This window comes from Streptomyces sp. NPDC012827 (assembly GCF_042900905.1).
GTDB lineage: Bacteria > Actinomycetota > Actinomycetes > Streptomycetales > Streptomycetaceae > Streptomyces > Streptomyces gulbargensis.
The window spans coordinates 20,180-44,240 of record NZ_JBIBBY010000014.1 but is presented as its reverse complement, the minus strand read 5'-3'; the positions used below and the strand labels follow the sequence as shown (position 1 = coordinate 44,240).

At 75.5% G+C, this 24,061-nt stretch carries 25 protein-coding genes; 3 read left to right on the top strand and 22 right to left on the bottom strand.

The genetic code is table 11. The features are described 5' to 3' along the window. Window positions 1–7 precede the first annotated feature (7 nt). Window positions 8–706 carry a hypothetical protein gene (locus ACFY60_RS27745; RefSeq protein WP_388616225.1) on the bottom strand — a complete coding sequence of 233 codons (699 nt, stop codon included), beginning with the start codon at window positions 704–706 and terminating at the stop codon, window positions 8–10. Window positions 707–1,222: 516 nt separating this feature from the next. Here ACFY60_RS27745 and ACFY60_RS27740 point away from each other — a divergent pair. The 3 genes from ACFY60_RS27740 to ACFY60_RS27730 all read left to right on the top strand — a co-directional run bounded on the left by ACFY60_RS27740 (window position 1,223) and on the right by ACFY60_RS27730 (window position 4,888). Beyond that, complete coding sequence (locus ACFY60_RS27740) at window positions 1,223–3,238, top strand: amino acid transporter (protein ID WP_389459692.1); 2,016 nt, start codon at window positions 1,223–1,225, stop codon at window positions 3,236–3,238. Window positions 3,239–3,464: 226 nt separating this feature from the next. Continuing rightward, a complete protein-coding gene (locus ACFY60_RS27735; RefSeq protein ID WP_388616219.1) occupies window positions 3,465–4,670 on the top strand; it encodes a cytochrome P450 in 1,206 nt (401 codons plus the stop codon). Then, a complete protein-coding gene (locus tag ACFY60_RS27730) occupies window positions 4,667–4,888 on the top strand; it encodes a ferredoxin (protein ID WP_388616216.1) in 222 nt (73 codons plus the stop codon). Before ACFY60_RS27735 ends, ACFY60_RS27730 begins: the two co-directional genes overlap by 4 nt. Window positions 4,889–4,893: 5 nt before the next feature. Here ACFY60_RS27730 and ACFY60_RS27725 read toward each other — a convergent pair whose 3' ends face one another. The 21 genes from ACFY60_RS27725 to ACFY60_RS27625 all read right to left on the bottom strand — a co-directional run bounded on the left by ACFY60_RS27725 (window position 4,894) and on the right by ACFY60_RS27625 (window position 23,803). Continuing rightward, on the bottom strand, window positions 4,894–5,499 hold the full coding sequence (locus tag ACFY60_RS27725; protein ID WP_388616214.1) for a sigma-70 family RNA polymerase sigma factor: 606 nt from the start codon (window positions 5,497–5,499) through the stop codon (window positions 4,894–4,896). A 110-nt stretch (window positions 5,500–5,609) separates the two neighbouring features. Beyond that, window positions 5,610–5,846: a DUF6059 family protein gene (locus tag ACFY60_RS27720; RefSeq protein ID WP_389459689.1), complete on the bottom strand. Its 237-nt coding sequence runs from the start codon at window positions 5,844–5,846 to the stop codon at window positions 5,610–5,612. Window positions 5,847–5,869: 23 nt separating this feature from the next. Beyond that, a complete protein-coding gene (locus ACFY60_RS27715) occupies window positions 5,870–6,706 on the bottom strand; it encodes a 4'-phosphopantetheinyl transferase family protein (RefSeq protein WP_388616209.1) in 837 nt (278 codons plus the stop codon). Beyond that, the gene (locus ACFY60_RS27710; RefSeq protein ID WP_388616207.1) at window positions 6,703–8,754 is read right to left on the bottom strand and encodes an enoyl-CoA hydratase-related protein; all 2,052 of its coding nucleotides are present in this window, start codon (window positions 8,752–8,754) and stop codon (window positions 6,703–6,705) included. The genes ACFY60_RS27715 and ACFY60_RS27710 overlap by 4 nt, the downstream gene beginning before the upstream one ends. Continuing rightward, window positions 8,751–9,653 (bottom strand): alpha/beta fold hydrolase, encoded by a 903-nt coding sequence (locus ACFY60_RS27705; RefSeq protein ID WP_388616204.1) that lies wholly within the window; start codon window positions 9,651–9,653, stop codon window positions 8,751–8,753. Before ACFY60_RS27705 ends, ACFY60_RS27710 begins: the two co-directional genes overlap by 4 nt. Beyond that, on the bottom strand, window positions 9,634–10,332 hold the full coding sequence (locus tag ACFY60_RS27700) for a 2-hydroxychromene-2-carboxylate isomerase (protein WP_388616201.1): 699 nt from the start codon (window positions 10,330–10,332) through the stop codon (window positions 9,634–9,636). Before ACFY60_RS27700 ends, ACFY60_RS27705 begins: the two co-directional genes overlap by 20 nt. Window positions 10,333–10,402: 70 nt before the next feature. Beyond that, window positions 10,403–11,149: a 3-oxoacyl-[acyl-carrier-protein] reductase gene (fabG, locus tag ACFY60_RS27695; protein WP_309053962.1), complete on the bottom strand. Its 747-nt coding sequence runs from the start codon at window positions 11,147–11,149 to the stop codon at window positions 10,403–10,405. Between the two features lie 36 nt (window positions 11,150–11,185). Continuing rightward, on the bottom strand, window positions 11,186–12,205 hold the full coding sequence (locus ACFY60_RS27690) for a 3-hydroxyacyl-ACP dehydratase FabZ family protein (RefSeq protein ID WP_388616199.1): 1,020 nt from the start codon (window positions 12,203–12,205) through the stop codon (window positions 11,186–11,188). After that, on the bottom strand, window positions 12,205–12,465 hold the full coding sequence (locus ACFY60_RS27685; RefSeq protein ID WP_388616197.1) for an acyl carrier protein: 261 nt from the start codon (window positions 12,463–12,465) through the stop codon (window positions 12,205–12,207). The genes ACFY60_RS27690 and ACFY60_RS27685 overlap by 1 nt, the downstream gene beginning before the upstream one ends. Window positions 12,466–12,559: 94 nt before the next feature. Next, window positions 12,560–13,738, bottom strand: coding sequence for a beta-ketoacyl synthase N-terminal-like domain-containing protein (locus ACFY60_RS27680; RefSeq protein ID WP_388616194.1), 1,179 nt, complete (start codon window positions 13,736–13,738; stop codon window positions 12,560–12,562). After that, window positions 13,738–14,586 carry an SDR family oxidoreductase gene (locus ACFY60_RS27675; protein WP_388616191.1) on the bottom strand — a complete coding sequence of 283 codons (849 nt, stop codon included), beginning with the start codon at window positions 14,584–14,586 and terminating at the stop codon, window positions 13,738–13,740. The genes ACFY60_RS27680 and ACFY60_RS27675 overlap by 1 nt, the downstream gene beginning before the upstream one ends. Next, the gene (locus ACFY60_RS27670; RefSeq protein ID WP_388616188.1) at window positions 14,555–15,649 is read right to left on the bottom strand and encodes a beta-ketoacyl synthase N-terminal-like domain-containing protein; all 1,095 of its coding nucleotides are present in this window, start codon (window positions 15,647–15,649) and stop codon (window positions 14,555–14,557) included. Before ACFY60_RS27670 ends, ACFY60_RS27675 begins: the two co-directional genes overlap by 32 nt. Further along, window positions 15,643–16,833, bottom strand: a complete 1,191-nt coding sequence (locus tag ACFY60_RS27665; RefSeq protein ID WP_389459683.1) for a beta-ketoacyl synthase N-terminal-like domain-containing protein — start codon at window positions 16,831–16,833, stop codon at window positions 15,643–15,645. Before ACFY60_RS27665 ends, ACFY60_RS27670 begins: the two co-directional genes overlap by 7 nt. After that, window positions 16,821–17,849: a hypothetical protein gene (locus ACFY60_RS27660; protein WP_388616184.1), complete on the bottom strand. Its 1,029-nt coding sequence runs from the start codon at window positions 17,847–17,849 to the stop codon at window positions 16,821–16,823. The genes ACFY60_RS27665 and ACFY60_RS27660 overlap by 13 nt, the downstream gene beginning before the upstream one ends. Next, window positions 17,846–18,595: an alpha/beta fold hydrolase gene (locus ACFY60_RS27655; RefSeq protein WP_388616181.1), complete on the bottom strand. Its 750-nt coding sequence runs from the start codon at window positions 18,593–18,595 to the stop codon at window positions 17,846–17,848. Before ACFY60_RS27655 ends, ACFY60_RS27660 begins: the two co-directional genes overlap by 4 nt. Then, window positions 18,592–19,587, bottom strand: coding sequence for a beta-ketoacyl synthase N-terminal-like domain-containing protein (locus ACFY60_RS27650; protein ID WP_388616178.1), 996 nt, complete (start codon window positions 19,585–19,587; stop codon window positions 18,592–18,594). Before ACFY60_RS27650 ends, ACFY60_RS27655 begins: the two co-directional genes overlap by 4 nt. Then, window positions 19,588–20,730 carry a beta-ketoacyl synthase N-terminal-like domain-containing protein gene (locus ACFY60_RS27645; RefSeq protein WP_388616175.1) on the bottom strand — a complete coding sequence of 381 codons (1,143 nt, stop codon included), beginning with the start codon at window positions 20,728–20,730 and terminating at the stop codon, window positions 19,588–19,590. After that, a complete protein-coding gene (locus ACFY60_RS27640; RefSeq protein WP_388616173.1) occupies window positions 20,727–22,025 on the bottom strand; it encodes a beta-ketoacyl-[acyl-carrier-protein] synthase family protein in 1,299 nt (432 codons plus the stop codon). Before ACFY60_RS27640 ends, ACFY60_RS27645 begins: the two co-directional genes overlap by 4 nt. A gap of 5 nt (window positions 22,026–22,030) precedes the next feature. Then, window positions 22,031–22,303, bottom strand: a complete 273-nt coding sequence (locus ACFY60_RS27635; RefSeq protein WP_309051357.1) for an acyl carrier protein — start codon at window positions 22,301–22,303, stop codon at window positions 22,031–22,033. An 86-nt stretch (window positions 22,304–22,389) separates the two neighbouring features. Beyond that, a complete protein-coding gene (locus ACFY60_RS27630; protein ID WP_309051356.1) occupies window positions 22,390–23,319 on the bottom strand; it encodes a TIGR03619 family F420-dependent LLM class oxidoreductase in 930 nt (309 codons plus the stop codon). Between the two features lie 52 nt (window positions 23,320–23,371). Further along, window positions 23,372–23,803: an SCP2 sterol-binding domain-containing protein gene (locus ACFY60_RS27625; protein WP_309051355.1), complete on the bottom strand. Its 432-nt coding sequence runs from the start codon at window positions 23,801–23,803 to the stop codon at window positions 23,372–23,374. Window positions 23,804–24,061 lie beyond the last annotated feature (258 nt).

The following is a 24,061-nucleotide window of genomic DNA, read 5'->3' as shown; positions in this document are numbered from 1 at the left end:
CGTCACCCTATGACCTGACGGCGCTGCGGCTCCACGCAGCACCCCGCGTTCCGGGGCGCATCCCGGAGCCGTGGCGCGGGGAGGCACCGGCGGAGCCGTCATCCCTGGGTGAGGCGGTGCGGGTGGGCGGGGTCGTGGGGCAGGTGTGGATCCGCAGGAGGCCGCGGCCGAGGTACACGCCGGTCGGGTCGGTCACCCGCGGGTCGTCCGCCGCCCCGCGGTCCTCCACCGGCAGCCAGCCGCGTGAGGCGCCGTCGCACTCCCGAGAGGCGACGGTGAGCAGCGGCGGCATCGCACTCCCGCACACGGCGCAGTCCACCGCGGCGGGGCCGGTCAGGTGCCAGGACGGGAAGCCGCCGACCTTCCGGCCCGGCGCGACCGACAGGTCGCTCATGTAGTCGTACTCCTCGGGTTCACGTGCCCGGGCCTCGGCCATGGCCGCCGCGTACTCCTCGTACGTCGCGTGACCCGCCAGGGCGGTGGGGTCCGCCTCGCCGTCCCCGTCGTCCAGCAGGCTCTCCTCCCACGCGGCGATCTCCTCCTGGAGCTCCTCCGGCAGCAGCTCCGGGTAGGCGTGCTCGACGACCCGCTCCGGGTGGACGACGCACGGCGTGGGAACGCACTCCGCGCGCCCCGCGAACGGTGGTTCGGGCTGCGGGACGAGGACGGCACCCACCTCGGCCGAGCGCCGCCACCGCAGCTCCACGCCGAGCCGTACGTCCGACAGCCGGTGCCCCGTCGCCTTCGGGTGCGTGGCGGTGCACCGGCCACGGTTTCCCGGCCGGCCGGAGCAGCGGCCCCCCGACCGAGCTCCGGTCCGGGCGCGGCGCGCCCTGCCGGGGGTGCAGCCGCGTCGCCGTCCCGCGGTACGGGGCGGAGGCGAGGACGGGGAACAGCGCCTCCACGTCGTAGGGACGCGGGGGAGTGGTGCGGGTCGGGGCCGGGCGCGGGGTGCGGGGCATGCGGGGATCCTCCGGAGGAGCCGTTAAGAACGCGACATGATTTTCCCGGTGACTCGTGGTGATCAGGACACGACGGGAACGCCCGGGTGAGGCCGATTCCCGGGGAACCGGCCCGCGTCGCCCCGCCCGGGAAGCGGCGCGGTGGCCCGGCTCGGCCCCTGGTGGAGGGGCGGGAGGGCGACCGGGACGCCGCATACTCGGTGATCGCGCCGCCGGGGAGGCGGTGCCGACGGCCTGTGCGCAGGAGCGAGAGAAAGTCGATGGGAGCCATGAAGGACGCGAACGGCCGGGCCGTGCACCAGGAGACGCGCGCCGCGGTGCCCGAGACGGTGGAGAGTCCCGCGCTGCGGCCGGAACCCACCGGGCGGCTGGCGCGGTGGATGCTGCGCCACCAGGTGCAGCCCGTCGGGCCCGCCGCGGGAGAGGGGCATGCCGAGCCGCACGCCTGGTGGAAGGTGATGTGCCTGACGGGGGTCGACTACTTCTCCAGCCTCGCCTACGTACCGGCCATCGCCGCGCTCGCGGCCGGCGCGGTCTCGCCCCTGGCGACCCTGCTGATCGTGGCCCTGACCCTGCTGGGCATGCTGCCGATGTATCGCAGGGTGGCCGCGGAGAGCCCGCACGGCGCCGGGTCGGTGGCGATGCTGGAGGACCTGCTGCCCTTCTGGCGGGGCAAGTTGTTCGTTCTCGTGCTGCTCGGCTTCGTCGCCACCTCCTGGATCATCACGATCACCCTGTCCACGGCCGACGCGTCGGTCCACGTCGTGGAGAACCCCTTCTTCCCCGAGGCGCTGCACGGCCACGAGGTGGGTCTCACGGTGGTGCTGCTGCTCGTCCTCGGCGGCGTGTTCCTGCTCGGCTTCAGCGAGGCCGTGAGCGTCGCCATCCCGCTGGTCGCGGTCTTCCTGGCGCTCAACGCGGTCGTCATAGGCGTCGGCCTCGTCCATGTCGTCACGACCCCGGGCGCGTTCGCCGCCTGGACCGGGGCGCTCACCGACGGCGGAGGCGGGTTCGGGGCGCTGATGACCCCGGCGCTCCTGGCCTTCCCGCTCCTCGTGCTCGGCCTGTCCGGTTTCGAGACCGGCGTGAGCATGATGCCGCTGGTGGCCGCCGACGGCGCGGACCGGGAACAGCGGCTGCGGGCGAGGATCCGCAACACCCGCCGGCTGCTGACCACGGCCGCGCTGATCATGAGCGTGTATCTGCTCGCCGCCTCCTTCGTCACCACCGTGCTCATCCCCGCCGAGGAGTTCGGGCCGGGCGGCGCCGCCAACGGCCGCGCCCTGGCCTGGCTCGCGCACGAGCACGTCGGGGAGGCGTTCGGCACCGTCTACGACATCAGCACGATCCTGATCCTGTGGTTCGCCGGCGCCTCCGCCATGGCCGGACTGATCAACATCGTCCCGCGCTACCTGCCCGACTACGGCATGGCCCCCGAGTGGGGGCGCGCGGTGCGGCCCGTCGTCCTCGTCTACACCGCCCTGTGCGTCCTCATCACCTTCGCCTTCGACGCCGACGTGGACGCCCAGGCCGGGGCGTACGCCACCGGCATCCTGGCGATGATGGTCTCCGGCGCGTTCGCGGTCACCGTCTCGGTGGCCCGCCGCGGGCGCCGCGCGGTGGCGGCCGGGTTCGCGCTGCTCACCCTGATCCTGCTCTACGCGCTGGTCTACAACATCGTCGACAAGCCCGACGGCATCACGATCTCCGGTTTCTTCATCGCCGGCATCGTCGCCGTGTCGCTGATCTCCCGGGTCTCGCGGACCACGGAACTGCGCGCCGACCGGATCGTCTTCGACGAGGCCGCCCGCCGCTTCCTCGCCGAGACCCTGGCCCACGACCAGGCGATCAACATCATCGCCAACCGCCGGCAGGCCGGTGACGGGGCCGAGTACCGCGAGAAGGAGCGCGAGCAGCGGGGCACCAACCCGGTGCCCGGCAGGGCCGACGTGCTGTTCCTGGAGATCGACGTGGTCGACCCCTCGGACTTCAGCGAGGTGCTCGCCGTCCACGGCGTCGAGGTCGACGGGCACCGCGTCCTGCGCGCCGAGGCGCCCGCCGCGCCGAACGCCATCGCCGCGGTCCTCCTCGCCCTGCGCGACACCACCGGTGTCCGGCCGCACTGCTACTTCGCCTGGGCCGAGGGCAGCCCGCTGAAGCACATGTTCCGGTACTTCCTCCTGGGGCGCGGCGACACGGCGCCCGTCACGCGCGAGATCATCCGCCGGCACGAGCCGGACCCGGGGCGCCGCCCCGGCATCCACGTCGGTGGCTGAGACGGCCGGAGCCGTCCGGGCGGCGACTGCCGGCGACAGCGCCCCGGCATTGCCTTCGCGCTCGCTCATTGCAACACGCCTGTTGCGTTCATGATCGGTTCATTGCATCAATTTCCCGTCTCTGGCCAGCAGTTATGGCAGAAGGTTCGTTGACGACTTTCTGAAGGCAACGTAGCTTTCGGCGCATCGGCAAGTGGTTTGCCGGAGCCCGAGACGAGGAGTCGCCATGACCTCCAGCGAGTCCGTCCACACCGTCACCACCATGCCGACGGCCCGCAGGCCCGGTTGCCCCTTCGACCCGCCGGCCGCGTTCTCCGAAGCCCGCCGACACGGTCCCCTCAGCCGCTTCGTCCACCCCGGCGGCAGCCCCGGCTGGCTGATCACCGGCTACGACCTGGTGCGGTCCGTCCTGGCCGACCCGCGGTTCAGCTCGCGCAAGGAACTCCTCAACGTCGGCGACTTCGAGGTCCCTCCCGCGCCGCCCGGTGAGTTCCTCCTCATGGACGAGCCGCAGCACAGCCGCTACCGCAAGCCCCTGGTGGGCAGGTTCACCGTGCGGCGGATGCGGCTGCTGACCGAGCGCGTCGAACAGATCACCGCAGACTGCCTGGACGCCATGGAGAAGGCCGGCCCACCGGTGGACCTGGTGACCGCCTTCGCCAAGCCCATCCCCACCATCGTCATCTGCGAGATCCTGGGCGTCCCCTACGAGGACCGCGCCTCCTTCCAGGAGCAGATCGACACGTTCATGGGCGGAGAGAGCACCGACGAGGAACTCGTCGCCGCCTACACCGCGACCCAGGAGTACCTCGCCGGCCTGGTGGCCGCCAAGCGCGCCCGTCCCACCGACGACATCCTCAGCGAACTCACCGACAGCGACCTCACCGACGAGGAGCTGAAGGGCATCAGCCTGATCCTGCTGGCCGCCGGCTTCGACACCACCGCCAACATGCTCTCCCTCGGCACGTTCGCGCTCCTGCGGCACCCGGACCAGTTCGCCGCACTGCGCGACGACCCCTCCCTCACCGAGGGGGCCGTGGAGGAACTGCTGCGCTATCTCAGCGTCGCCAAGACCTTCATGCGGACGGCCCTGGAGGACGTCGAACTCGACGGCCACACCGTCGAGGCCGGGACGACCGTCGTCCTCTCCTACCACACCGCCAACCACGACCCCGAGCGCTTCGCCGACCCCCATGTGCTCGACGTCCGCAGGCCGTACGGCGGACACCTGGCCTTCAGCCACGGCGTCCACCAGTGCCTCGGCCAGCAGCTCGCCCGCGTCGAGATGCGCGTCGCGTTCCGCGCGCTCCTCGACCGCTTCCCCACCCTCCGCCTCGCCGTCCCGGCCGACGAGGTCGCCCTGCGCCCGGAGACCGCCGACATCTACGGCGTCAAGAGCCTCCCGGTCACGTGGGACCGGACCGCGTCATGACACCGCCGCGCGTCCACGTCGACCGGGACCGCTGCATCGGCGCCGGCATGTGCGCGATGACCGCACCCGAGGTCTTCGACCAGGACCCGGGCGACGGCCTCGTCCTCCTGCTCGACGCCGACCCTCCGCCCGCCCACCACGCGGCCGTACGCATGACGGCGGGGGTCTGCCCGTCCGGCGCGATCACCGTCCACGACCCCGGGCCCGGCGCCGCGTAGCCGGCTCACGCGGCGGCGCCGGGACGGCGCGCGTCGTGCTCGGCCTCGCGCAGCGAGGTGACCAGCGAGGTCCGGGCGCGGGCGACGCGGGAGCGGACCGTGCCGACCGGACAGCCGCTGACCGAGGCCGCCTCCGCGTAGGGCAGACCCACGAGCTGGGTCAGGACGAAGGCCTCGCGCCGCTCGTCCGGCAGGGCGTCGAGCAGATCCCGGAGGGCGACGCCGTCCTCGAAACCGGGCAGGTCGCGGGCCTGGGCGCGGTCGGCCGCCGCCTGCCAGTCGGCCGTGTCGGCGGACCGGGGCCGCGCCCGGCGGTGGCGGATGCTGTCGACCACCGCCCGGCGGGCGATGGCCAGCAGCCATGTACGGGCCGAGGAACGGCCCTCGAAGCGGCGCAGCGCGGTCAGGGCCCGCAGAAAGGTCTCCTGGGTGAGGTCGTCGGCGGCCTGCGCGTCCGCGCTCAGGTGGGCGACGTACCGCCAGACGTCACGGTGCAGCGCGCGGACGAACAGCTCGATCGCCTCGGTGTCCCCGCCGCGCCCGGCCAGCGCCCAGGCGGTGACGGCGGCGTCGGGCGGCCGTGCGGGGGACGGGGTCAGGGCAGTGGACATCGCCTGGATCCCTTTCGCGGAGCGACGGTGCGGGGGCCGTGCGGACGAGATGGTGCCGGGGAGGGGTGGGGACGCGGGACGGGCCGGCCGTACGGGAGCGGGGGTACGGGTCAGGGGCCGAGCAGCCGGCGGAACAGCTCCCGCTCCGCCGCGCTCGGCGGGGCGCCGGCCGCGAGCCGCTCGGGATGGCCCGGCGGCGGCCCGACGGCCCGGTCCGCGCACGGCGGGCGGCTCCCGGCCGGTCGCCGCGGCCACAGCTCGTCCGGCGGCCGGTGCGTCCACAGCGAGCCGTACGCCACCAGCGTCCGCAGCGCGGACCACCCGCAGCGCGCCGCCAGCGCCCGCACCCTCCGAAGGACGCCGCGCCCCGTCACCACACGCTCCCGCCGGGCGGCACGGAGGGCGTGAACACCCCGCGCTGGTCGAGGTGGTGGAGCGTGACCCGCCCCTCCGGGGCGTCCGCCGCGCGGCGGATGGCCACCGCCAGCCACAGGGCGTCGACCGGCAGGCCGGTGACCTGCCACCCGTGCGCGCCGCGCGTGCTCGCCCCGTCGCCCCGCGCCCGGCCGAGGGCGCGCCGGCCCGCCCACAGCCGGGCGAAGACCGCGGCGCGCCGCTCAGGGGCCGAGGCCGCCACCTCCGCCCGCTCGGCGAGGCCGAGCAGACCCGAGACGGCCGGGAGCGCCGACGGCGCCGGCGGTCGCTCGGCGGCCACGCCGACGGGCACCCGCGCGACCCCGATGAGGACCACGCCCCCACCGTGCGCCAGCGAGAAGTACGGCGGTGGATCGGCCAGCCGGGTCGGCCGGCCGTGCGGACCGCCGCAGCAGGGGCACGGGTCGCGGCGGAGGCGCACGGCGGCGGGCGGCACCCCCAGACAGGCGCCGAGCACCTTCCGCAGCGCGATGTGTGCGGCCGCGTACCCGGCCCGGTCCGCCGCGTGCACGAACGAGGCGGCCCGCCGCCGCTCGGTGGCGTCGAGGACGGACACGTCGAGCGCGTGCCGCGCCGGCAGCGCCTCCGGGAGCCGCAGCAGCCAGAGATCGGCGTCGTTCCCGCGCGGCGCGGGCAGGACCGCCGGCCAGACCCCGTGGCCGGCCGTCCTCGTGGCCGCGGCGGTGCCCGGCGGCGAGCCGGGCGGGACGGGCCGCGGCGCGGCCCCGCCCGCTCCCGGGCGCGGCGGCGCCGGCACGGGCCGCGTGGTCACGCCGCGCCCCCGGCCTCGGTGCCCTCCGCGCCGAACCGGCGCCCGGTGACCTTCTCGGCGGTCCCCGTCCGGTCCAGGTACGGAGTGACGCCCCCGAGGTGGAACGGCCAGTCGCCGCTCGCGAGGAGCGCGAAGTCCACGTCTGCCGCGCTCGCCACGACGCCCCGGTCGAGCAGGTCCCGGATCTCCTCCGCGAGCGCGGCCAGGGCCCGCTCCCGTACGGCTCCGGGGTCCGCCCCTCCGACCGGGGAGCCGTCCCCGTCTCCCAGCGGCAGCGCCTCCGCCTCCCGTTGGCGCAGGAGCGCGGACGGTGGCACCGGCAGGGCCAGCGGCTCGCACACCTGGTCCAGCCACTGACCGGCCCCGTCCTCCTCCCCGGGCCCGTCGCCACCGCGCTCCGCCCCGCCGGGGCCGTACGAGGCGTCCGCCGCGCCCAGGAGCGCGCCGAGGAAGCGGCCGCGCAGCCGGTCCACGAGGGGGCCGGGAGCACCGGCGCCCAGCGGAAGGCACTGCTTGCCGAGCTTCACCGCCACCGCGCCCGCCGTCGCGTACGCCGCGTCCCCGGTCGCCGGGAGCCGCACCAGCTCGGCCAGCCCCGACCGTTCGACCGGCCACGGCACGTACAGCCCCACGACCCGCTCCGGGGCGGGCACCGCCGCCACCGCGTCCGCGCCGGGCAGCGGCCCCGTGGGCACCAGCACACACGCGTCCCCGACCGCCTCGGCGGCCCGGCGCAGCGCCGAGGCGGCCTGCCGCGCGCTCCGTCCCGCCGGCCCGGCCTCGAACAGCAGGTCCACCCCGGCGAGAGCGCCGCCCCACGGCTCGGCGGTGCCGGACAGGAGGGTGGCACACCGCTCCGCCGCCCCGGCGCTCAGCCGCTCCCCGGCCACCAGATCCCGCAGCCCCTTCCGGACCTCCGCCACCGCGTCCTCGACGGCGGTGGCGTCCTCACCGGCGAGCACCACCGGGACGCGCAGCTTCTCCAGGGCCAGCAGGGCGAGGCGCCGGGCCCGCCGGGTGGTGCCGAGGACCCCGACCCGGCCCACCGGCAGGGCACGGGCGGGATCGGGCCGTCCGGGATGGGCCGCCGCGTGCCGCTGCGTGAGGTCCAGGGCGTACAGGCTCGTCCGGAACTCCTCCGTCAGGAAGAGGTCGGCCGCCGCCCGCTCGGCCGCCGCGAACGCCTCGTCCCGGCCGGCGGTCCTGGCCAGCCGCAGCAGCTCCAGAGCCTGCCGGGGTGCGGGAAGCACCCCGTGCGTCCGATCCGCGACCAGCGCGTGGCCCCGGGCGAGCGCCCGCTCCCACGCCGCCGGGTCGTCCCACCGGCGGCGGCGGACCTCGACGCGTCCGGTGAGCACCCCGGCGGCCCACTCCAGGCAGTGGTCGAGGAAGTTCCCGGCCTCCAGGAGGGCGTCGGACAGGCCGAGGGCGTGCGCGCCCGCCGCGTCCAGCATCCGCCAGCCCGCGAGCGGATGGTCCAGCATGAGCGTGACCGCGTTCTCCGGTCCGACCAGCCGCGGCAGCAGGTACGCGCCGCCCCAGGCCGGGACGAGGCCGAGCGAGCACTCGGGGAGGGCGATCACCGGCGCGTTGCGGGAGAGCGCCCGGTAGGTGCAGTGCAGCGCCAGTTCCAGCCCGCCGCCGATGGTGACGCCGTTGACGAACGCGAAGCTGGGAACGGGGAGTTCACCGAGGCGCCGGAAGACCTGGTGGCCGCGGCGCAGTGAGGTGACGGCCTCGTCCCGGTCGGTGACCGTGCGGGCGAGGGCCAGGTCGGCGCCGGTGCTGAACATGTACGCCCGGCCGGTCACGGCCACGGCCGTGACCGTGCCGTCCGCCGCGGCCGCCGCCACCTCGTCCAGGGCGGCGTCGAGGGCGTCCAGACCCCGCGGGCCGAAGGTGGTGGGCCGCATGGCCGGACCGAAGGGCGGCAGGTCGTTGCCGAGGGTGATGAGCGCGCAGCGGCCCGCGTCACCGGGGAGGTCCAGATGGCGCAGGCGGGCGGTGGTGACGGTCTCGGTGCCGGGCCGGGGTGCGGTGGTGGTCACTGTTCCTCCTGGGCCGTGACGGCGGGCGGTACGGTCGTCCGGTCGAGCGATCGACGGAACTCCCGCAGCAGCGCGCCGAGTTCGTGGGGGCGCTCGACGGGCGGGGTGTGGCCGGTGTCGGGCAGTTCGACGAGCCGGGCGTGCGGCAGCTCCGCGGTGTACCGGTGGGCGACGCGCGGCCGGATCGGTACGTCACCGGCGCCGTGCACCACGAGCACCGGGACCCGTACATCGCCGAGCCGTCCGGAGAGATCGCCCCTGCGGTACACCGCGTGGCAGGCGTGGGTGATCCGGTCGCCGGTCAGGGTCTCGAAGTGGCGGATCCAGAACGCGGCCCGCTCGCTGCCCTGGAAGGAGCGGTGGAAGTTCAACCGGGCGATCATCCGCGCCAGGTCCGGGCTCATGCCGTCGGTGACGACGCTCTCCACCATCGCCTCGAACGGCCGCGCCGTGCTGTCCGGTTCGCGATAGGGCTGGGTGTCCACGAGGACCAGGGCCCGGACGAGTTCCGGGTGCCGCAGCGCCATGCGCAGGGCCTTCATCCCTCCCATCGAGTGGCCCACCCACACGGCCGGCGCCGCCCCTCCCAGGCCCGTCCGGTAGGCGTCCGCGAGCCGGTCCACCTCCTCCTCCAGGCTGAACGGCCTGGGGCGCGCGGGGGAGTGGCCGTGCCCCGGAGCGTCGACCGCGAGTGCGAGGGCGCCGTCCGCCGCGAGGTCCGGCAGCGCCGGGTACCAGACGCGGCTGTCGGTGAGCAGCCCGTGCAGCAGCACCACCGGATCGCCCGCGCCCTGCCGGTGCAGGCCGAAGGTCCAGTTCCCGTGCGCCACCTGTCCGAGGACCGCGCCGGGGGGCGGAGCTCCGTACACCGCCGCCGGATCATCCGCAGCCGCCGCCATGGCCGAGGTCACCTCCCTCCGTCGCCGTCCCGAGCGCGCCGGCCGGGGGCAGTGCCGCCGTCACGGCCGGGACGGGGCCGGGCGCCGCCGCCCCGGCGAAGGCGGTGAGCCGGTCCACGCCCCAGAACTTCTCGCGGCCGCGTACGAAGAACGGCACCCCGAAGACGCCCTCCTCGACGGCACGGAGCAGCGCCCGCGCCCCGCGCCGCCGGAGGTCCGGGTCGTCGGCGGCGTCGGCGAGGACGGCGGGGTCGAGCCCGAGCCGGTCGGCGAGCTTCGCCATGGTGGGCCGGGCGCAGATGTCGAGGCCCTCCTGCCAGCGGGCCCGGTAGGCCAGATCCAGGAACGCCCGTCCCGCGCCCCGCTGTTCGGCGGCCAGATAGGCCAGGTGGGGCACCTCCCAGACCGGGTCGCGGTCCACCGGCCAGGTCACGGCGAGTCCCCGGTCGGTGGCCAGCCGCCGTACGTCACCGAGGATGTAGAAGTGCTTCTCGCGCGACATCCGGGTGTAGACGAACCGCCGGCCGGCCTCCGCGAGGAGCCGAACGCTCTGTTCGTCGGGTTCCCAGTACGGCACCCATTCCAGCCGGGAGGCCAGCTCGGGATGGTGGCGCGTCAGGTCCAGGTGGGTCAGCCACGAGTAGGGGCTGCGCAGGGAGAAGTAGAAGCGGAGAGCCATCGCTGTCCCCCTTCCGGGGTGATGGGTCGGGCGGGGCGGGAATCGTGGCAGGGCGGAGCGCGGGGCGGTGTCAGAGGGCGATGCCGCCGTCGATCTGGAAGACCTGGCCGGTGATGTACGCGGCCCGGTCGGAGACCAGGAACGACACCAGGTCCGCGACCTCCTCCGCGTTGCCGAACCGGCCGAGCGCGATCCGTTCGAGCATCCGGCGCGTCTTCTCCTCGGGCAGTCCCGCCGTCATGTCGGTGCTGATGAACCCGGGCGCCACCACGTTGGCGCGGATGCCGTGCCCGCCCAGCTCCTTGGCCAGGGACCGGGTGAAGCCGATGATCCCGGCCTTGGTGGCGGCGTAGTTGGTCTGCCCTGCGTTGCCGTACACCCCCGCCACCGAGGAGAGGGTGACCACGCAGCCGGAGCGGCGCTTCATGAGGGGGAAGGCGACGGCCCGGCAGAGGTGGTACGTCCCGCCGAGGTTGACGTCCACGACGTCCTGCCAGTCGTCCTCGCCCATCAGGACCAGCGGCTTGTCACGGATGATGCCCGCGCAGCCGACCACCGCGTGGACCGGACCCAGCTCCTCCTCCGCGGCCGTCACGAAGGCCCGGGCGGCGGCCGGGTCGGAGACGTCGGCCTGCCGGGCGAGGACCCGGGCACCCGACTTCCGGGCCAGCTCGGCGGTCTCCTCGGCGCTCTCGGGCCGTGAGTGGTAGCAGAACGCCACGTCGTGGCCGTCCTCGGCGAGCCGGAGCACGACGGCGCGGCCGATGCCCCGGGAGCCGCCGCTGACCAGGGCGACGCGGCGGTGCTGTGCGGACATGGAGGGTGCCTCCTCGGCAGGGGAACGGGTACGGGGTCAGCCGGCGGTCGTGCCGGGGACCAGGGAGTCGAGCGGGCGCAGCGCGACGATGAAGTGCCCCACCTCGACGGCGGGAAGGCCGTCCACCAGCGTGCGGCCGGCCAGGATGGTGGTGTCGGCCACGGCCCGGACGACCTCGACGTGGTGCTCAAGGACGTCACCGGGGTGCACGGGACGGTGGAAGACGACCCGGTCGACGGCCCCGGCGAGTTCGACCTTGCCGGTGGTCACGTCCGGGTTGGGGGTGTCCCAGACGGCGAGCAGCACGGCCGCCTGGGCCCAGGACTCCACGAGGAGCGGGCGGGGGTAGCGGAAGGCGTCGGGACCGGCGTCCGGCGGCAGCCGGCGGTACACGGGTTCCGCGACCGTCACCGCCTTGACGGCGGTCAGCTCGGACCCGGGCACCGCCGCGGTCACCCGGTCCACCAGGAGCATCGGGTAGCGGTGCGGGATGATCCGGGTGATCGCCGCGGTGTCGGCCCGTTCCACGGGGCGGCCCGCCTCCGGCGGCCCCGGGTCCGGTGTCCGCGGTCCCGCGCCGGGACCGCGGTCCGCGGCCGTCCGTCCCGGTCCCGGCTCCGGGGGCGGCGTGCCGGGGGCGGTGTCCGACGGCGGCCGGTACCGCAGCCGCAGCTCGGCCGCCCGGCCCCGGGCCGTCTCCACGGTCACGTCCACCCGGAGCTCACCGGGCGCCCCCGCCGTACCCAGGGCGCCGACGCCCCGCCCGTACCGGGCCCGGAAGGTCAGCTCGTCCCCGGGCAGGACGGGGTCGCGGAAGCGGCACCGGTCCACGGCGGCCAGTTCGGCCCGCTGGCCCCGCCCGGCGAGGTCCGCCAGGACGCACTGGTCGGCGTACTCGACCAGGCAGACGCCGGGGAAGACGGGGAAACCGGGGTAGTGGCCGGGGAACGCCTCGAAGGCCGGGTCGACCACCGCCCGGGCGGTCACCCCGTCCTCGGTACGGGCCACCGGCCGGGGCGTGAGCCCCAGCAGCGACGGGGCGGGGGAGAGGGACATCACGCGGCCCGCAGCTTCCCGTCGAGCAGCGCGTACGTCTCCTTCAGCGTGGTGAGCTGCGTCAGCTCCTCCTCGGCGAGCTTGACGGAGAACTCCTGCTCCAGGCGCACGGTGATCTCCAGGGCCATCAGGGAGTCGACACCGAGGTCCTGCGTGAAGTGGGCGTCGTCGGTGACGTCCGCGACGTCCACGTCCAGAACCTCGGCGATGAGGGCGCGCAGCGCCTCCTTGTCCAGGGTGGTGCCGGTCTCCTCGGGCATGACGGGCCTTCCTCTCGGGGAACGGGTCGGACAGAACGGGCGGACCGCACGGAGCGGACGGTGCGGCAGCGGAACGCGGTGGGGCGGGCAGGGGTCAGAGCAGGCGCACGGTCGTGCAGGCGAGCAGGCCGTCCTCGTCCACGGAGGTCACGACGGCGACCCCGCCGCCGACCGCCCCGGAGTCGCGCAGGGCGAGCACCGCGCCGAGCTGGAAGCCCGCCGAGGCGGCGCACGCGTCCCCGAACAGGTCCCGTACCTCGACGCGTTCGTCCTCGGCGCCGCCCAGCACCTCGTCCAGGGCCGCCACCTCCTCCTGACGCGCCGAGACGCCCGACGGGGCCGTCACCCGCACCTCGTCCGGCTCCACCCCGGCCTCGGCCAGGGCCAGCCGCACCAGCCGCGCGAGCGCGGGACGCAACTCCCCGGGACCGCCGCAGGCGCTGAACCGGGCGGACAGGATCTCCGCGCGGGGCCGCCGGCCGTGCCGCTCGGCGGACGCGGTGTCCTCCAGCAGGAACATGGCACAGCCCTCGGCCACCGGCACGTCCCGCCGGCCCGGGCCCCGGGCGTGCCAGTCCAGCCACGCCCGCTGCACGCTGTACTCCTCCACGGCGCCGCACAGCATCACCTCCCCGTGGCCCCGCTCCCGCAGCCGGGCCGCGTAGCGCAGCGCCTGAAGACCCGTCAACGGGCCCCCGGCGAGCGTGGCGTTGGGGCCCTTCAGGCCGTGCCAGATCGCGCTCGCGCCCGCCGCCCGGTTCATCACCGTGTTCGGGAACAGCGCCGGATCCACGTAGAACGGCTGCGCGCCGGTCAGGGAGTCGCGGGTGAAGTCCATGGTGCTCTGCACGCTGCCCGACCCCGTGCCGAGGACCAGCCCGATCCGCTCCGGCCCGTCGGCCAGCGGCGGACGGCTCGTTCCGTACGGTTCCAGCAGGGCGCTCAGCGTGGCGACCGTGATCCCGGTCAGCCGGTCCATGGTGCGGGTGCCCCGGCTGCCGAGCGCCTCCGTGACGCTGAAGCCCGGGATCAGACAGGCCAGCTCCGAAGGGCCCGGCCACGCCTCCAGGTCGAGGCGCGGCACGACGGCCCGGCGGGCCCGCACCCCTTCGGTGAACGGCTCGACGCCGAGGCCGTACGGCGACAGCACCGACCAGTCGGAGATCACGGTGGCCGGCACCGGCCGCGCGTCCCGTCCGGCGGGCGCGGGCCGCCGCTCCGCCTGGGGCCTGACCGGGACCGTCTCGCGGGCCGCCGTCGGGATGCCGGACATCACCACTCCTCCGCCTCGGTACGGGTGTTCCAGGTGGTGCCGGCCGCGATGAGTTCGCCGCCGTCCACGCCGATGGTGTCGCCGGTCAGCCACGACGACGGGGTGCGCGCCAGGGTGACGACCGCCTCGGCGACGTCCTCGGGCCGGGTGAGCCGCCCGTGCGGATTGCCCGCCGCCGAGCGGTCCACGAACTGCTCGTGGCCGGGGATGCGCAGCAACGACGGCGTGACGGTCACCCCGGCGCGCAGCGCGTTCACCGCCACGCCGTACGGGGCGAGTTCGCAGGCCAGCTGCCGTACGTGGGACTCCAGCGCCGCCTTGGCCGCCGACACCGCCCCGTAACTGGGCAGCACCTGGCTGGTGCCCGCGCTGGTCATCGCGAAGATCTTCGCGCCCCGGCGCAGCAGGCCGGCCGCCACGAGGTCCTGCGTCCAGTAGACGAGGCTGTGCGCCATCACGTCGAGGGTCATCTCCAGCTGCGGCCGGGTGAGGGCCGCCTTGTCCCCGCCGCGCGGCAGGAACGGCACCAGCGACCCGAAGGCCAGCGAGTGCAGGACGACCCGGAGGCCGGCCCCGCCGGTGAGCTCGGCGATGCGCGGCACCAGCCGCTCACGGGTCCTCGGGGCGGCGGCGTTGGCGTTGAAGAGGTGCGCCCGCACCCCCCCGGCCCGCAGTTCCCCTTCGAGGCGCCGCGCCTCCTCGGCGGTCTCCGCCCGGTCGAAGTGCACGCCGATCACATGGACGCCCTCGGCGGCCAGCGCCCGTGCGGTGGCCCGGCCCATGCCGCTGGAGACGCCGAGCACCAGGGCCCAGCTGTCACGCAGGGAGTGCGGTGGTGGTGACGGCATCGTGTCCTCCTCCTCGTCCTCGGTCGGTGGCGGCCGCCTCCACGCGGGCCGCCGCGAGATGTCCGGTCGCCGTCGCGCTCACGACCAGGTGCGGCCCGCCGCCGGTGTCCGGCGAGCCCGGTCCCGGGGCGAGCAGGGCCGCCGCCCGCAGCAGCGGGGTGAGACAGCCCGCGCCCGCCGCCACGGTCCGCACCCCGGCACCGGCGTGCCGTTCGAGGACCCGGGCGGCCCGGCGGCCCCGGCGGGACGCGTCGAGCACCGCGTGCACCGGCAGCGGCCCCGGCGCACGCCCCGGGTCCGGACTCAGGGCCCGGAGCAGGTCGGTGAGCCGCCGCTCGCCGGTGCCGCCCGGCGCGTCGTCGGCGGCGGTGGACGGGACGTACGCCGTGACGGCCGCGCACCGCCCGAGGACGGGGGCCCCGCGCCGTTCGGCGAGCGCGCGGGGTTCGAGGACGAGGGCCACGGCGCCCTCCTCCCCGTACCGGCTGCCGGGCTCGCCGGGCGGGGGCCGGTCCTCGGCGGCGCAGACGAGCACCAGGTCGGCGCGCCCGGCGGCGAGCGACCGGGTGGCGGCGAGGACGGCCTCCAGGCCGCCGACGGCGGGGGTCGTGAGGGTGAGGCCGAAGCCCCTGAGGGCCTGCTCGGAGGCCAGCCGGCCGGCGAGCACGTTGACGGCGAAGTACGGGGCGGTGGCCGGGCCGAGCCGGTCGGCGCCCTGCTCCACGACCGTGCGGTCCATCGCGGCGAAGAGGGGCGTCAGGCCGCTGTTGGTGGCGAGGACCATCCCGCGCCGCTCGTCCGGAACCGGGACCGGGCCCGGGTGCGGTCCGTGGGCCGCGCCGGCCGGGAGGCCCGCCGCCGCGAGCGCCCGGCGCCCCGCCGCCAGCAGGTAACGGGCCGCGGGCGGCAGGTACTTGTGGCCCCGGGGCCCCAGTTCCCTCCCCGCGTCGAACCACTCGGCGTCCTCGGGCCCCGGGCGCCCCGGGCCGAGCCGCCGACCGGGATCGGGCCAGGGCGTCACCAGGCCCACCCCGGTCACCACCACCTCGTCGCCGTTCAGCACGGGACCGCCTCCCGGATGAGGAACGAGGCGTTGTTGCCGCCGAATGCGTACGCGTTGACGAGTACCGCCGGCGAGGCGAGCGGTTCCGCCGTCCGCGGCAGCCGTACCCCGCACTCGGGGTCCTGGGGGCCCACCGGCACATTGGCCGGCACCGTGGCGTGGCGCACGATCAGCGTGGCCGCGACCGCCGCGAGGCCGGCCGCCGCCCCGCCGGTGTGCCCGACCAGGGCCTTCAGGCTGTACACGGCGGGCACCTCACGGCCGGCCCCGCCCGCGAAGACCTCGCGCAGCGCGGCGCTCTCCACCCGGTCGTTGAGCCGCGTCCCGGTGCCGTGCGGGACGACGCAGCCCACGGCCTCCGGCGCCGTCCCGGAGCGGTCGAGGGACTCCCGCATGGCGCGGACGATCTGCGCCCCGGAAGGCTCCGGCGCGGTCGGGTGGTGGGCGTCGCAGCTCCAGCCGGACTCGGCGAGCTCCGCGAGCGGCCGGGCACCCCGCCGGGCCGCGTGCGCCGCCGACTCCAGGACGAGAACGGCCGCGCCCTCCCCGAAGACCGTGCCCGCCCGGTCCGCCGCGAACGGGCGGCAGCCCAGCGGGTCCACGGCCCCCATCCGGTTGAACGCGCCGAGCGCGATCCGCGCGTAGGCGTCCGCGCCGCCACCGACCACCACGTCGGCCTCGCCCGCCCGGATGAGATCGGCCGCCATGCCGAGCGCGAACCCACTGGCCGAGCAGGCGTTGGAGACGCTCGTGTGCGCCCCGGGCAGGCCGAGCGCGGTCGCGACCTGCCCGACCACGTCGAACCCCGGCCTCCACGGAGCGTCCCCGTCCGCGCCGCCCCGGTCCCGCCGCCGCTCCTCCTCGCCCGTGCCGCCCATGCAGGTGCCCAGGACCAGGGCCGTGCGGGAGGCCGGCAGCGTGGCGGGGTCGAGCCCCGCCACGGACAGCGCCTCGCGCGCCGCGGCCACCGCGAACGACGCGGCCCGGCCGGGCGCCTGGGGCAGCCCGTCCTCGGGCGCCAGGTACATCAGCGGCAGGTCCATCCGGGCGTGCGGATCGGGCAGCTTGTCGGGCGGGCGGACGGTTCCCGCCGCCATCGCCCGCCACAGGGTGTCGGCCCCGGGGCCGTGACAGGTCACGGCCCCGACCCCGGTGACGATCACCGGATCCATCAGACCTGCCAACCGTTCAGTCCGCGCAGCATCCGGTCGTCGAACTCCACGAGGCTCCAGTCGCGGCGGTTCTCGATGCGGGCGTAGCCGTGCGTGATCCGGCCCGTCGCCGTCAGCAGCGGCACACCGTCACGCAGCACGTAGGTGTCCATCCGGGCCGTGTAGGTGAGCCGCTTGAAGACGTTCTCGACGGTGAGGACCGTGTACAGGTCCTCCTCCATGCCGACCTCGCGCAGCATCGACACCGAGTTCTGCGGCACCACCGGGATCCAGTCCTGCTCGTCCAGGAGCCGCTTGATCGAGATGTCCCGGTCGGCGAGGAAGAGGTCGACGGCCTCCTCCATCAGCCGCAGGTACCCGGACATCTGGAGCCGCTCGGTGAAGTGGCAGTAGAAGTACGGCACCCGCCACTTCCAGGCGTACGCGTTGGTGTCGGCGGTCAGCGCCCACAGGAACCGCTCGGCCGTGTCACCGCTCCCGCCAGGCGCGCCGTCCCCGATCCGCGGCGGCACCGCGGCGGCCGGGACCCGCGCGAGGCCGGCGCGGTCGATCCGCTCCACCGTGTACGGCTCCAGGTCGGCCGGCACGGGCGCCGCGCCGCCGCCGCGCGGGTCGAGCCGCAGCACCACCCGGACCTTCGCCGTCACCGTGCGGACCGGCGTCGGGCCGTCCACGTGGAGGGTGACCCCGAGCGCCAGCTCACCGTCGACGGGCTTCTCCTGCGCCACCACGCGCGCCGTCACGCTGTCGTCGATGTGCGTGGCGGACAGGATGCGGGAGTCGATGTCCACGATGTCCACGCAGAGCCCGTGCTCCTCGTACAGCCGCCCGGCCGCCCGGCCGGTGCGCCGCAGATGCTCCAGGACGGCTTCCTCGACGAGGTAGTTGACGTGCTTGAAGCCGATCCACGTACAGATGTTGGAGCCCTCGTAACGGGGCCTGAGCCGGACCGTGGTGACGCTCTCGGGCGAGTCCGCGGGCGCCCCGGCCTGGGCGGCGGGGGACGCGGACGTACGGATCTGGGTCATGTCATCTCCAGCGAAGCGACAGGGGCGGCGGGCAGGGAGGCGAGGAAGTCGGAGAGCACACCGGTGAAGCGGTCCGGCTGCTCGGCCATCGGGAAGTGGCCGCAGCCGGGCAGCACGTGGAGCCGGCCGGCGGGCAGGGCCCGGACGAGCGCCGCCGCGTCCGAGGGGCGTGCGGCGAGGTCATGCGCGCCGGTCACGGCGAGGACGGGGGTCCGCACCCGGTCCAGCGGCAGGCCCGGGGTGCGCAGGTACGCGCCGAAGAAGTCCATCCACCCGTAGGGACCGATGCGTTCGCGCACGCGCCGGGCCATCGAGGCACGGGTGGCCGCGGACAGCCGGCCCCCGGAGGTGACGGCCAGGCCCTCCTCCAGGATCAGATGGAACCGGGTGAGGTAGTAGTCGATCGTGGCCCAGTCGAAGTCGCGCCGCTCCGCCCGGTAGAACGGCGAGACGCACACCGCCCCCAGCAGCGGCGGCCCGGCCCCCTCCTCCCGGACCAGGTACTCCAGGAGCGCCGTCGCGGCGAACGAGTGCGCCACGACCACCTGGGCGCGGGTCGCCCGCAGCGCGCGGGCCACCAGCTCCGCCGGTTCCTCCGGTGCCCGCGGGCCCGCCGTGCCGTGCGCGGGCCAGCTGATGTCGACCGGGACGAACCGGCTGCCCTCCGGCGCGGCGGCGCGGCAGGCCCGCCACACCGCCGTCGTACCGGCCAGGCCGTGCAGCAGGGCGACCCGGGGCCCGTTCACGCGCCGGCCCCCGCCGCCGTGGCGGCGAGCAGCAGCAGGGCCGCCGCGCCGTCGTCCCCCTCGCCGCCGGCCGAGGCGAGCGCCGCCGCCCGCCCGGTCCGGGCCAGCTCCGCCGTCCCGGCGACGCACTGCAGGACGCCGAGCGCGCCGGAACTCCGCCCCCAGCGCAGGGACAGGTCGTGGGCGGGGAGGCCCGCCGGCCCCGTGTCGCCGCCTGCGGGCCGCCCCTCGGGGACGAACCAGCGGGCCGGGGCCGCCGGTTCGTCCGCGCGGACGGCCGCCACGGCGGCGTCCGGGTCCGCGCGCCGGGCGTAGCGGCCGACACGGGCGAGGGGCCGCGCACCGCGTGCGGCGGCGGCCGGGGCCGCCTCGGCGACCAGGGCGACCGCTCCGTCGAACAGGCCGGGCCCGCCGGTCCCGACCAGCCGCCGGACCGGCTCGTTGACCGGCTCGACGCCGATCACCAAGGCGTGGTCGAGGCGGCCGGCGGCGATGAGCGTACGGGCCCAGTGGACGGCGTCCAGGCCGGACGTGGGTCCGTTGCACAGGGTCACGTTGGCGCCGCGCAGGCCGTGCGTGATGGCCACCCAGGAGGCGGTCACGTTGCTCGCCGTGTTGGGCAGCAGCATCGGGCTGGTGGCCGCGTAGCCGGCGCGGTGGATGGTCGCCGAGGTCTCGCAGACCGTGTCCACGTTCCCCCAGTTGGTGCTGACGACCACCCCGAACCGCAGCCCGTCCACGAGGGGGCCGCCCCCACCCTCACTCCCCTCCGGCGCGTCCAGGGCCTGCGGCAGCCCGGCGTCCGCGAGGGCGTCCCGCGCGGCGCAGAGGGCGAGCCTGGTCGCCCGGTCCTTGTAGCGCAGCCCGGGACCGCGCAGCCGCGTCACCGGATCCTCCCCGCCCGCCACCGGCCCGCGCAGCAGGGTCTCCGGGCCCCCGGCCCCGGCCACGGCCGTACCGAGGCCCGTGATCACCACATCCCGTGCGCGCACCTAACTCACCTTCTCCACCACGGCCACCGCGTTGAGGCCGCCGAACCCGAAGGAATCCACCTGCGCCAGCGACATGCCGCGCTCCGTCACCGGCTCGCGGGCCAGCCGGAACCCCGCCACCTCGTCGATCGGCTCGTCCAGACCGAGCGTCGGCGGCACCCGACCGCTGTGCAGGGCCTGCACCGCCGTGACGAGGCTGTGCAGCCCCGAGGCGCCCGCCGTGTGCCCGATCATCGACTTGACCGCCGTCATCCGCGGCGGCCTCGGCACGCCCGCGAACACCTCGCCGAGCGCGCGCGCCTCCGCCTCGTCGTTCAGTGGGGTGCCGGTGCCGTGCAGCAGCACCAGATCGACGTCGGCCGGCTTGATCCCGGCCCGCCGGTGCGCCTCCCGCATGACCCGGCCGATGCTCCCGCTGTCGGGCGCCGACGGGTGGTAGGCGTCGCAGTTGAGCCCCACGCCGCGCACCGTGGCGTACGCCCGGGCGCCCGCCGGGGTCCCCGGGCCGCGCCGCAGCACGACGGCGGCCGCGCCGTCGCCCTGGAGCATCCCGCGCCGCCCCCGGTCGAAGGGCCGCACCGACTCGGGCGCCTCGCGGTAGACCCGGTCGAGCAGCCCGTAGGTGCTCTCCGTGATCGTGTCCACCCCGGCGACGACCACCGTGTCCGCCTCGCCCGTCTCCAGCAGGTCGGTGCCGAGCCCCAGCGCGTACAGGGACGCCGAGCAGGCGTTGGCCACCGTGTACGTCCGGTCGGCGCCGAACCGCTCGCGCAGCGCCGTCCCGAAGTGCAGCCGGGCCGCGTCGAACGGGGCGCCCTCGCACCAGTTCAGCTCCACCGACCGCAGCTCCCGCAGGGTGGTGCCGACCAGCACCGGCACCCCCGTGAGGTCCCCGGCCAGACCGGCGTCGGCCAGCGCCTCCCCCACCGCGCGGAGCAGCCAGCCGGTGGCCCGCAGCGGCACGTCGGTCCCGGGCGCCGGCCGGTCGTCGATCTCGTACGCGTGCCGGGCCCGGAACCTCGACCGGTCGAAGCCGCGCAGCTCGGCGAGGCCGCTGCGCCCCTGGGCGAGCGCCGCGAACGTGGCCCGCGCGTCGCCGCCGACGCTGCTCACCGCGCCCATGCCGGTGACGAGGACGCTCATCCGGCGGCCCCCGTCCCGGTCCTGGCCCGTCCGGCCCCCTCGGCGGCCTCGGCGGCCTCGTCCCCGGGGTCGTCGGCCGGGTACCGGCCGAGGACCAGGACCGCGTTGTTGCCGCCGAACGCCAGGGCGTTGTTCTGCACCACGCGCAGCCGGGCCGGGCGCGGCACGTTCGGGACGCAGTCCAGACCGCACTCCGGGTCGGTCTCCACGTGGTTGATCGTCGGCGGGATGAACCCCTCCGAGAGGGCGAGCGCGCACGCCGCCGACGCCAGCGAACTCGCCGCGCCCATGGTGTGGCCGATCATCGCCTTGATGGAGATCGTCGCCGGCGGACGGTCCCCGAACACCTGCCGGATCGCCGCCGCCTCCGTGACGTCGTTGGCCCGGGTGCCGGTGCCGTGCGCCGAGATGAAGTCGATCTCCTCCGGCTTCACCCCCGCACCGGCGTGGGCCAGCTCCATGCAGTGGGCGATGCTGTCCCGGTCCGGGGCCACCGGGTGGTGGGCGTCGCAGTTCAGCCCATACCCGAGCACCTCCGCGTAGATCCTGGCCCCGCGCGCCAGCGCCGAGTCCAGCGTCTCCAGGAGCAGCACCCCGGCGCCCTCACCGGTGAGGATGCCCTTGCGGTTCACGTCGAACGGCTGGCAGGCCTCCGGCGCGATGGTGCCGAGCCGGTAGAACCCGGTGAACGTCTTGCGGCACATGGCGTCCGCGCCGCCCACCAGCGCCACGTCGGCGTCACCGCCGCGCAGCGCGTCGAGACCGTGCCCGATCGCGTAGTTGCCGGCCGCGCACGCCGTGGCCAGGGTCGTCGCCTCGACGTCGACCAGGCCGAGTTCCCGGACGATCGCCGTCGTCAGCCGGCCGGCCGAGACCCGGCGGGCGACCACCGGGTCCAGACCCTCCGGGCCGTCGGCGAGCTGGCTCTCGACCAGCCGGTCCAGGTCCGCGGACTCGCCGTCGGTGGTGCCGACACAGACCAGGGAGCGGCGCCCGCGCAGTTCGCCGAGCGGCATCCCGGAGTCGCGGACCGCCATCACGGCCGCGGCCACCGAGAACTGCGCGGCCCGCCCCAGCTCCTCGGGGGAGACCCGGCTCATCCACTCCGCCGGGTCGAAGCCGGTGACCTCGCAGCCGTTGGCGTGGGCGAAGCCGGTGGTGTCGAAGGCGGTGATGGGACGGGCACCGTTCCGGCCCGTGCGCAGCCCCGAGAGGAACGCGCCGACGCCGATGCCGATGCTGGTGACGGTGCCCAGACCGGTGATGACGACCCGGTTCGGGCTCACGGGGCGCATCCGGGTCACCGGGCCGCGAGCGCCTGGTCCACGACCGCCTCGACACCTTCGAGGTTGACCATGCGGCTCATGTCGGCCTGCTCGATCGTGATGCCGAAGGTGCGCTCCAGGGCGGCGAGGATCTCGATCGCGCGCAGCGAGTCGGCGCCGTGCTCCTCCTTGAAGAGGCTGGTCGGGGTGAGTTCGGCCGGGTCGATCTCCAGGATGTCGCAGACGAGGTCCTTGATCTGCGCGCGGCGCTCGTCCGGGGTGGTGACGGTCGGGTCCGAGGCGGTCATCTGTCTCTCCGTAAGGCGTGCGGGGACGGGTGGGACGGTGCGGTCATGCGTGGGGTACGGCGGGAGGAGCCGGGGGCGCCGCCCGGTCACAGCAGCGGCAGGACGTCCTTGACCAGCCACTCCATGGCCTCGACGATCTCGGCGGGGCGCATCGACAGGTCCAGCACGGTCAGCGAGACACCGACCCTGCGGTACGCGTCCAGCTGCTCGGCCACCTCCTCGGCCGTGCCGCGGATGCTGACCCGGTCCGACATGAAGTCCATGACCTCGAACGGCGGGACGAGCGCCCGGCGTACGGTCAGCTCGATCTCCCCGGGGTCGCGCCCGGCCTCCTCGGCGAACCGGGCGAGCGTCTCCCGGGCCGGCGGGATCTCCTCCGGGTACAGCTCGTGGGCCAGCCAGCCCTCACCGAGGCGGGCCACCCGGCGCAGCGCGGCATCGGTGTTGCCGCCGACGTACACCGGCGGCCCCTTCTCGGTGTGCGGCCGGGACGCCAGCCACATGTCGTCGAAATCGGTGAAGCGGCCGTGGAAGGAGGTCGGCCTGCGCGACCCCCACAGCGTCCGCATCACCTCGATCGCCTCGTCGGTGCGCACGCCCCGCTCACGGCGCGGCACCCCGACGGTGCGGAACTCCTCGTCCATCCAGCCGATACCGGCGCCGAGCACGATCCGGCCCAGCGACAGCTGGTCCAGCGAGGCCAGTTCGGAGGCGAGGATCACCGGGTTGCGGTACGGCAGGGCCAGCACGTGCGTGCCGATCCGGACGCGTTCGGTGGCCCCGGCGACCAGGCCCATCACCGCGATGGGCTCCAGCCAGGCGACGCCCCAGTTGTAGGCGTCCGCCGTCTTCGCGCGCGGGTACAGACAGGTGCTCTCCCGCCGGCGGGGCAGCGCGACGTGGCTGCTCACCCACACCGAGTCGAAGCCCATCCGGTCCGCGGCCGTGGCGACCTCGAGGACGTAGCGGCGCCGGCCGGGCGGCCCCACCGTGGGCAGTGCGATGCCGAGCTTCATCGTGGCCCTCCTGATCGGGTCTCTGCTTCGGTCCTGGCGGACGGCGGGACGGTCAGGACGGGCGGGCGAACCAGTGCTCCAGCTTCGCCGCGTACAGCGTGTTGCCGGACAGTTTGACCTTGCCGCCGAGGAAGGCCTGCATGCCGTTGAGCCGCCCGGTCAGCAGCTTCAGGAACACCGGCAGCGCGACCGAGGTCGTCAGCTTCGGCGCCTCCGTACGGCCCCGGCCCGTCTCGCAGGTTCCGTCGGCCACCTTCACGAAGTACTCGTGCACCCCGTCCGGGGTCCTGATCTCGTACTGGAAGGACGCCTCCTGGCCCTTCGCCCGGTCCGCGCGGAACGCCTCGGGCATGTTGGCGAAGATGTCGTCCAGAAGACCTCCGATCCCGCCCTCCTGGCGCCGGGCGAAGTCGAACACGTCCTCCTCCCTGCGGCTGCCGGCGACTTCCCGGATCTGCTCGAACCTGCTGGTGTCCAGGGCCATGGCCCACGCTCCTCGTGGTGGCGTTCGGCGCGCTCCACCGGGGCCACCGGGCCCCGGCCGTCCCGACGCGGGTCGGACGGCCCCAACCTGCCGTTCCCCGCCCGCCCGCGCACAGGGCCGTCAGGGCGGTGGATCTGCGCCCCGCAGGGAGCGGCTGCCGGGCCTGACCGATGGGCCCGCCCGACCGGTCACCCCCTTGGGGCGATGCGAGCCGGGGGAGCGGCGGCTTTGCTGTCCGGGGCGCCGGCCCCCGCCGAG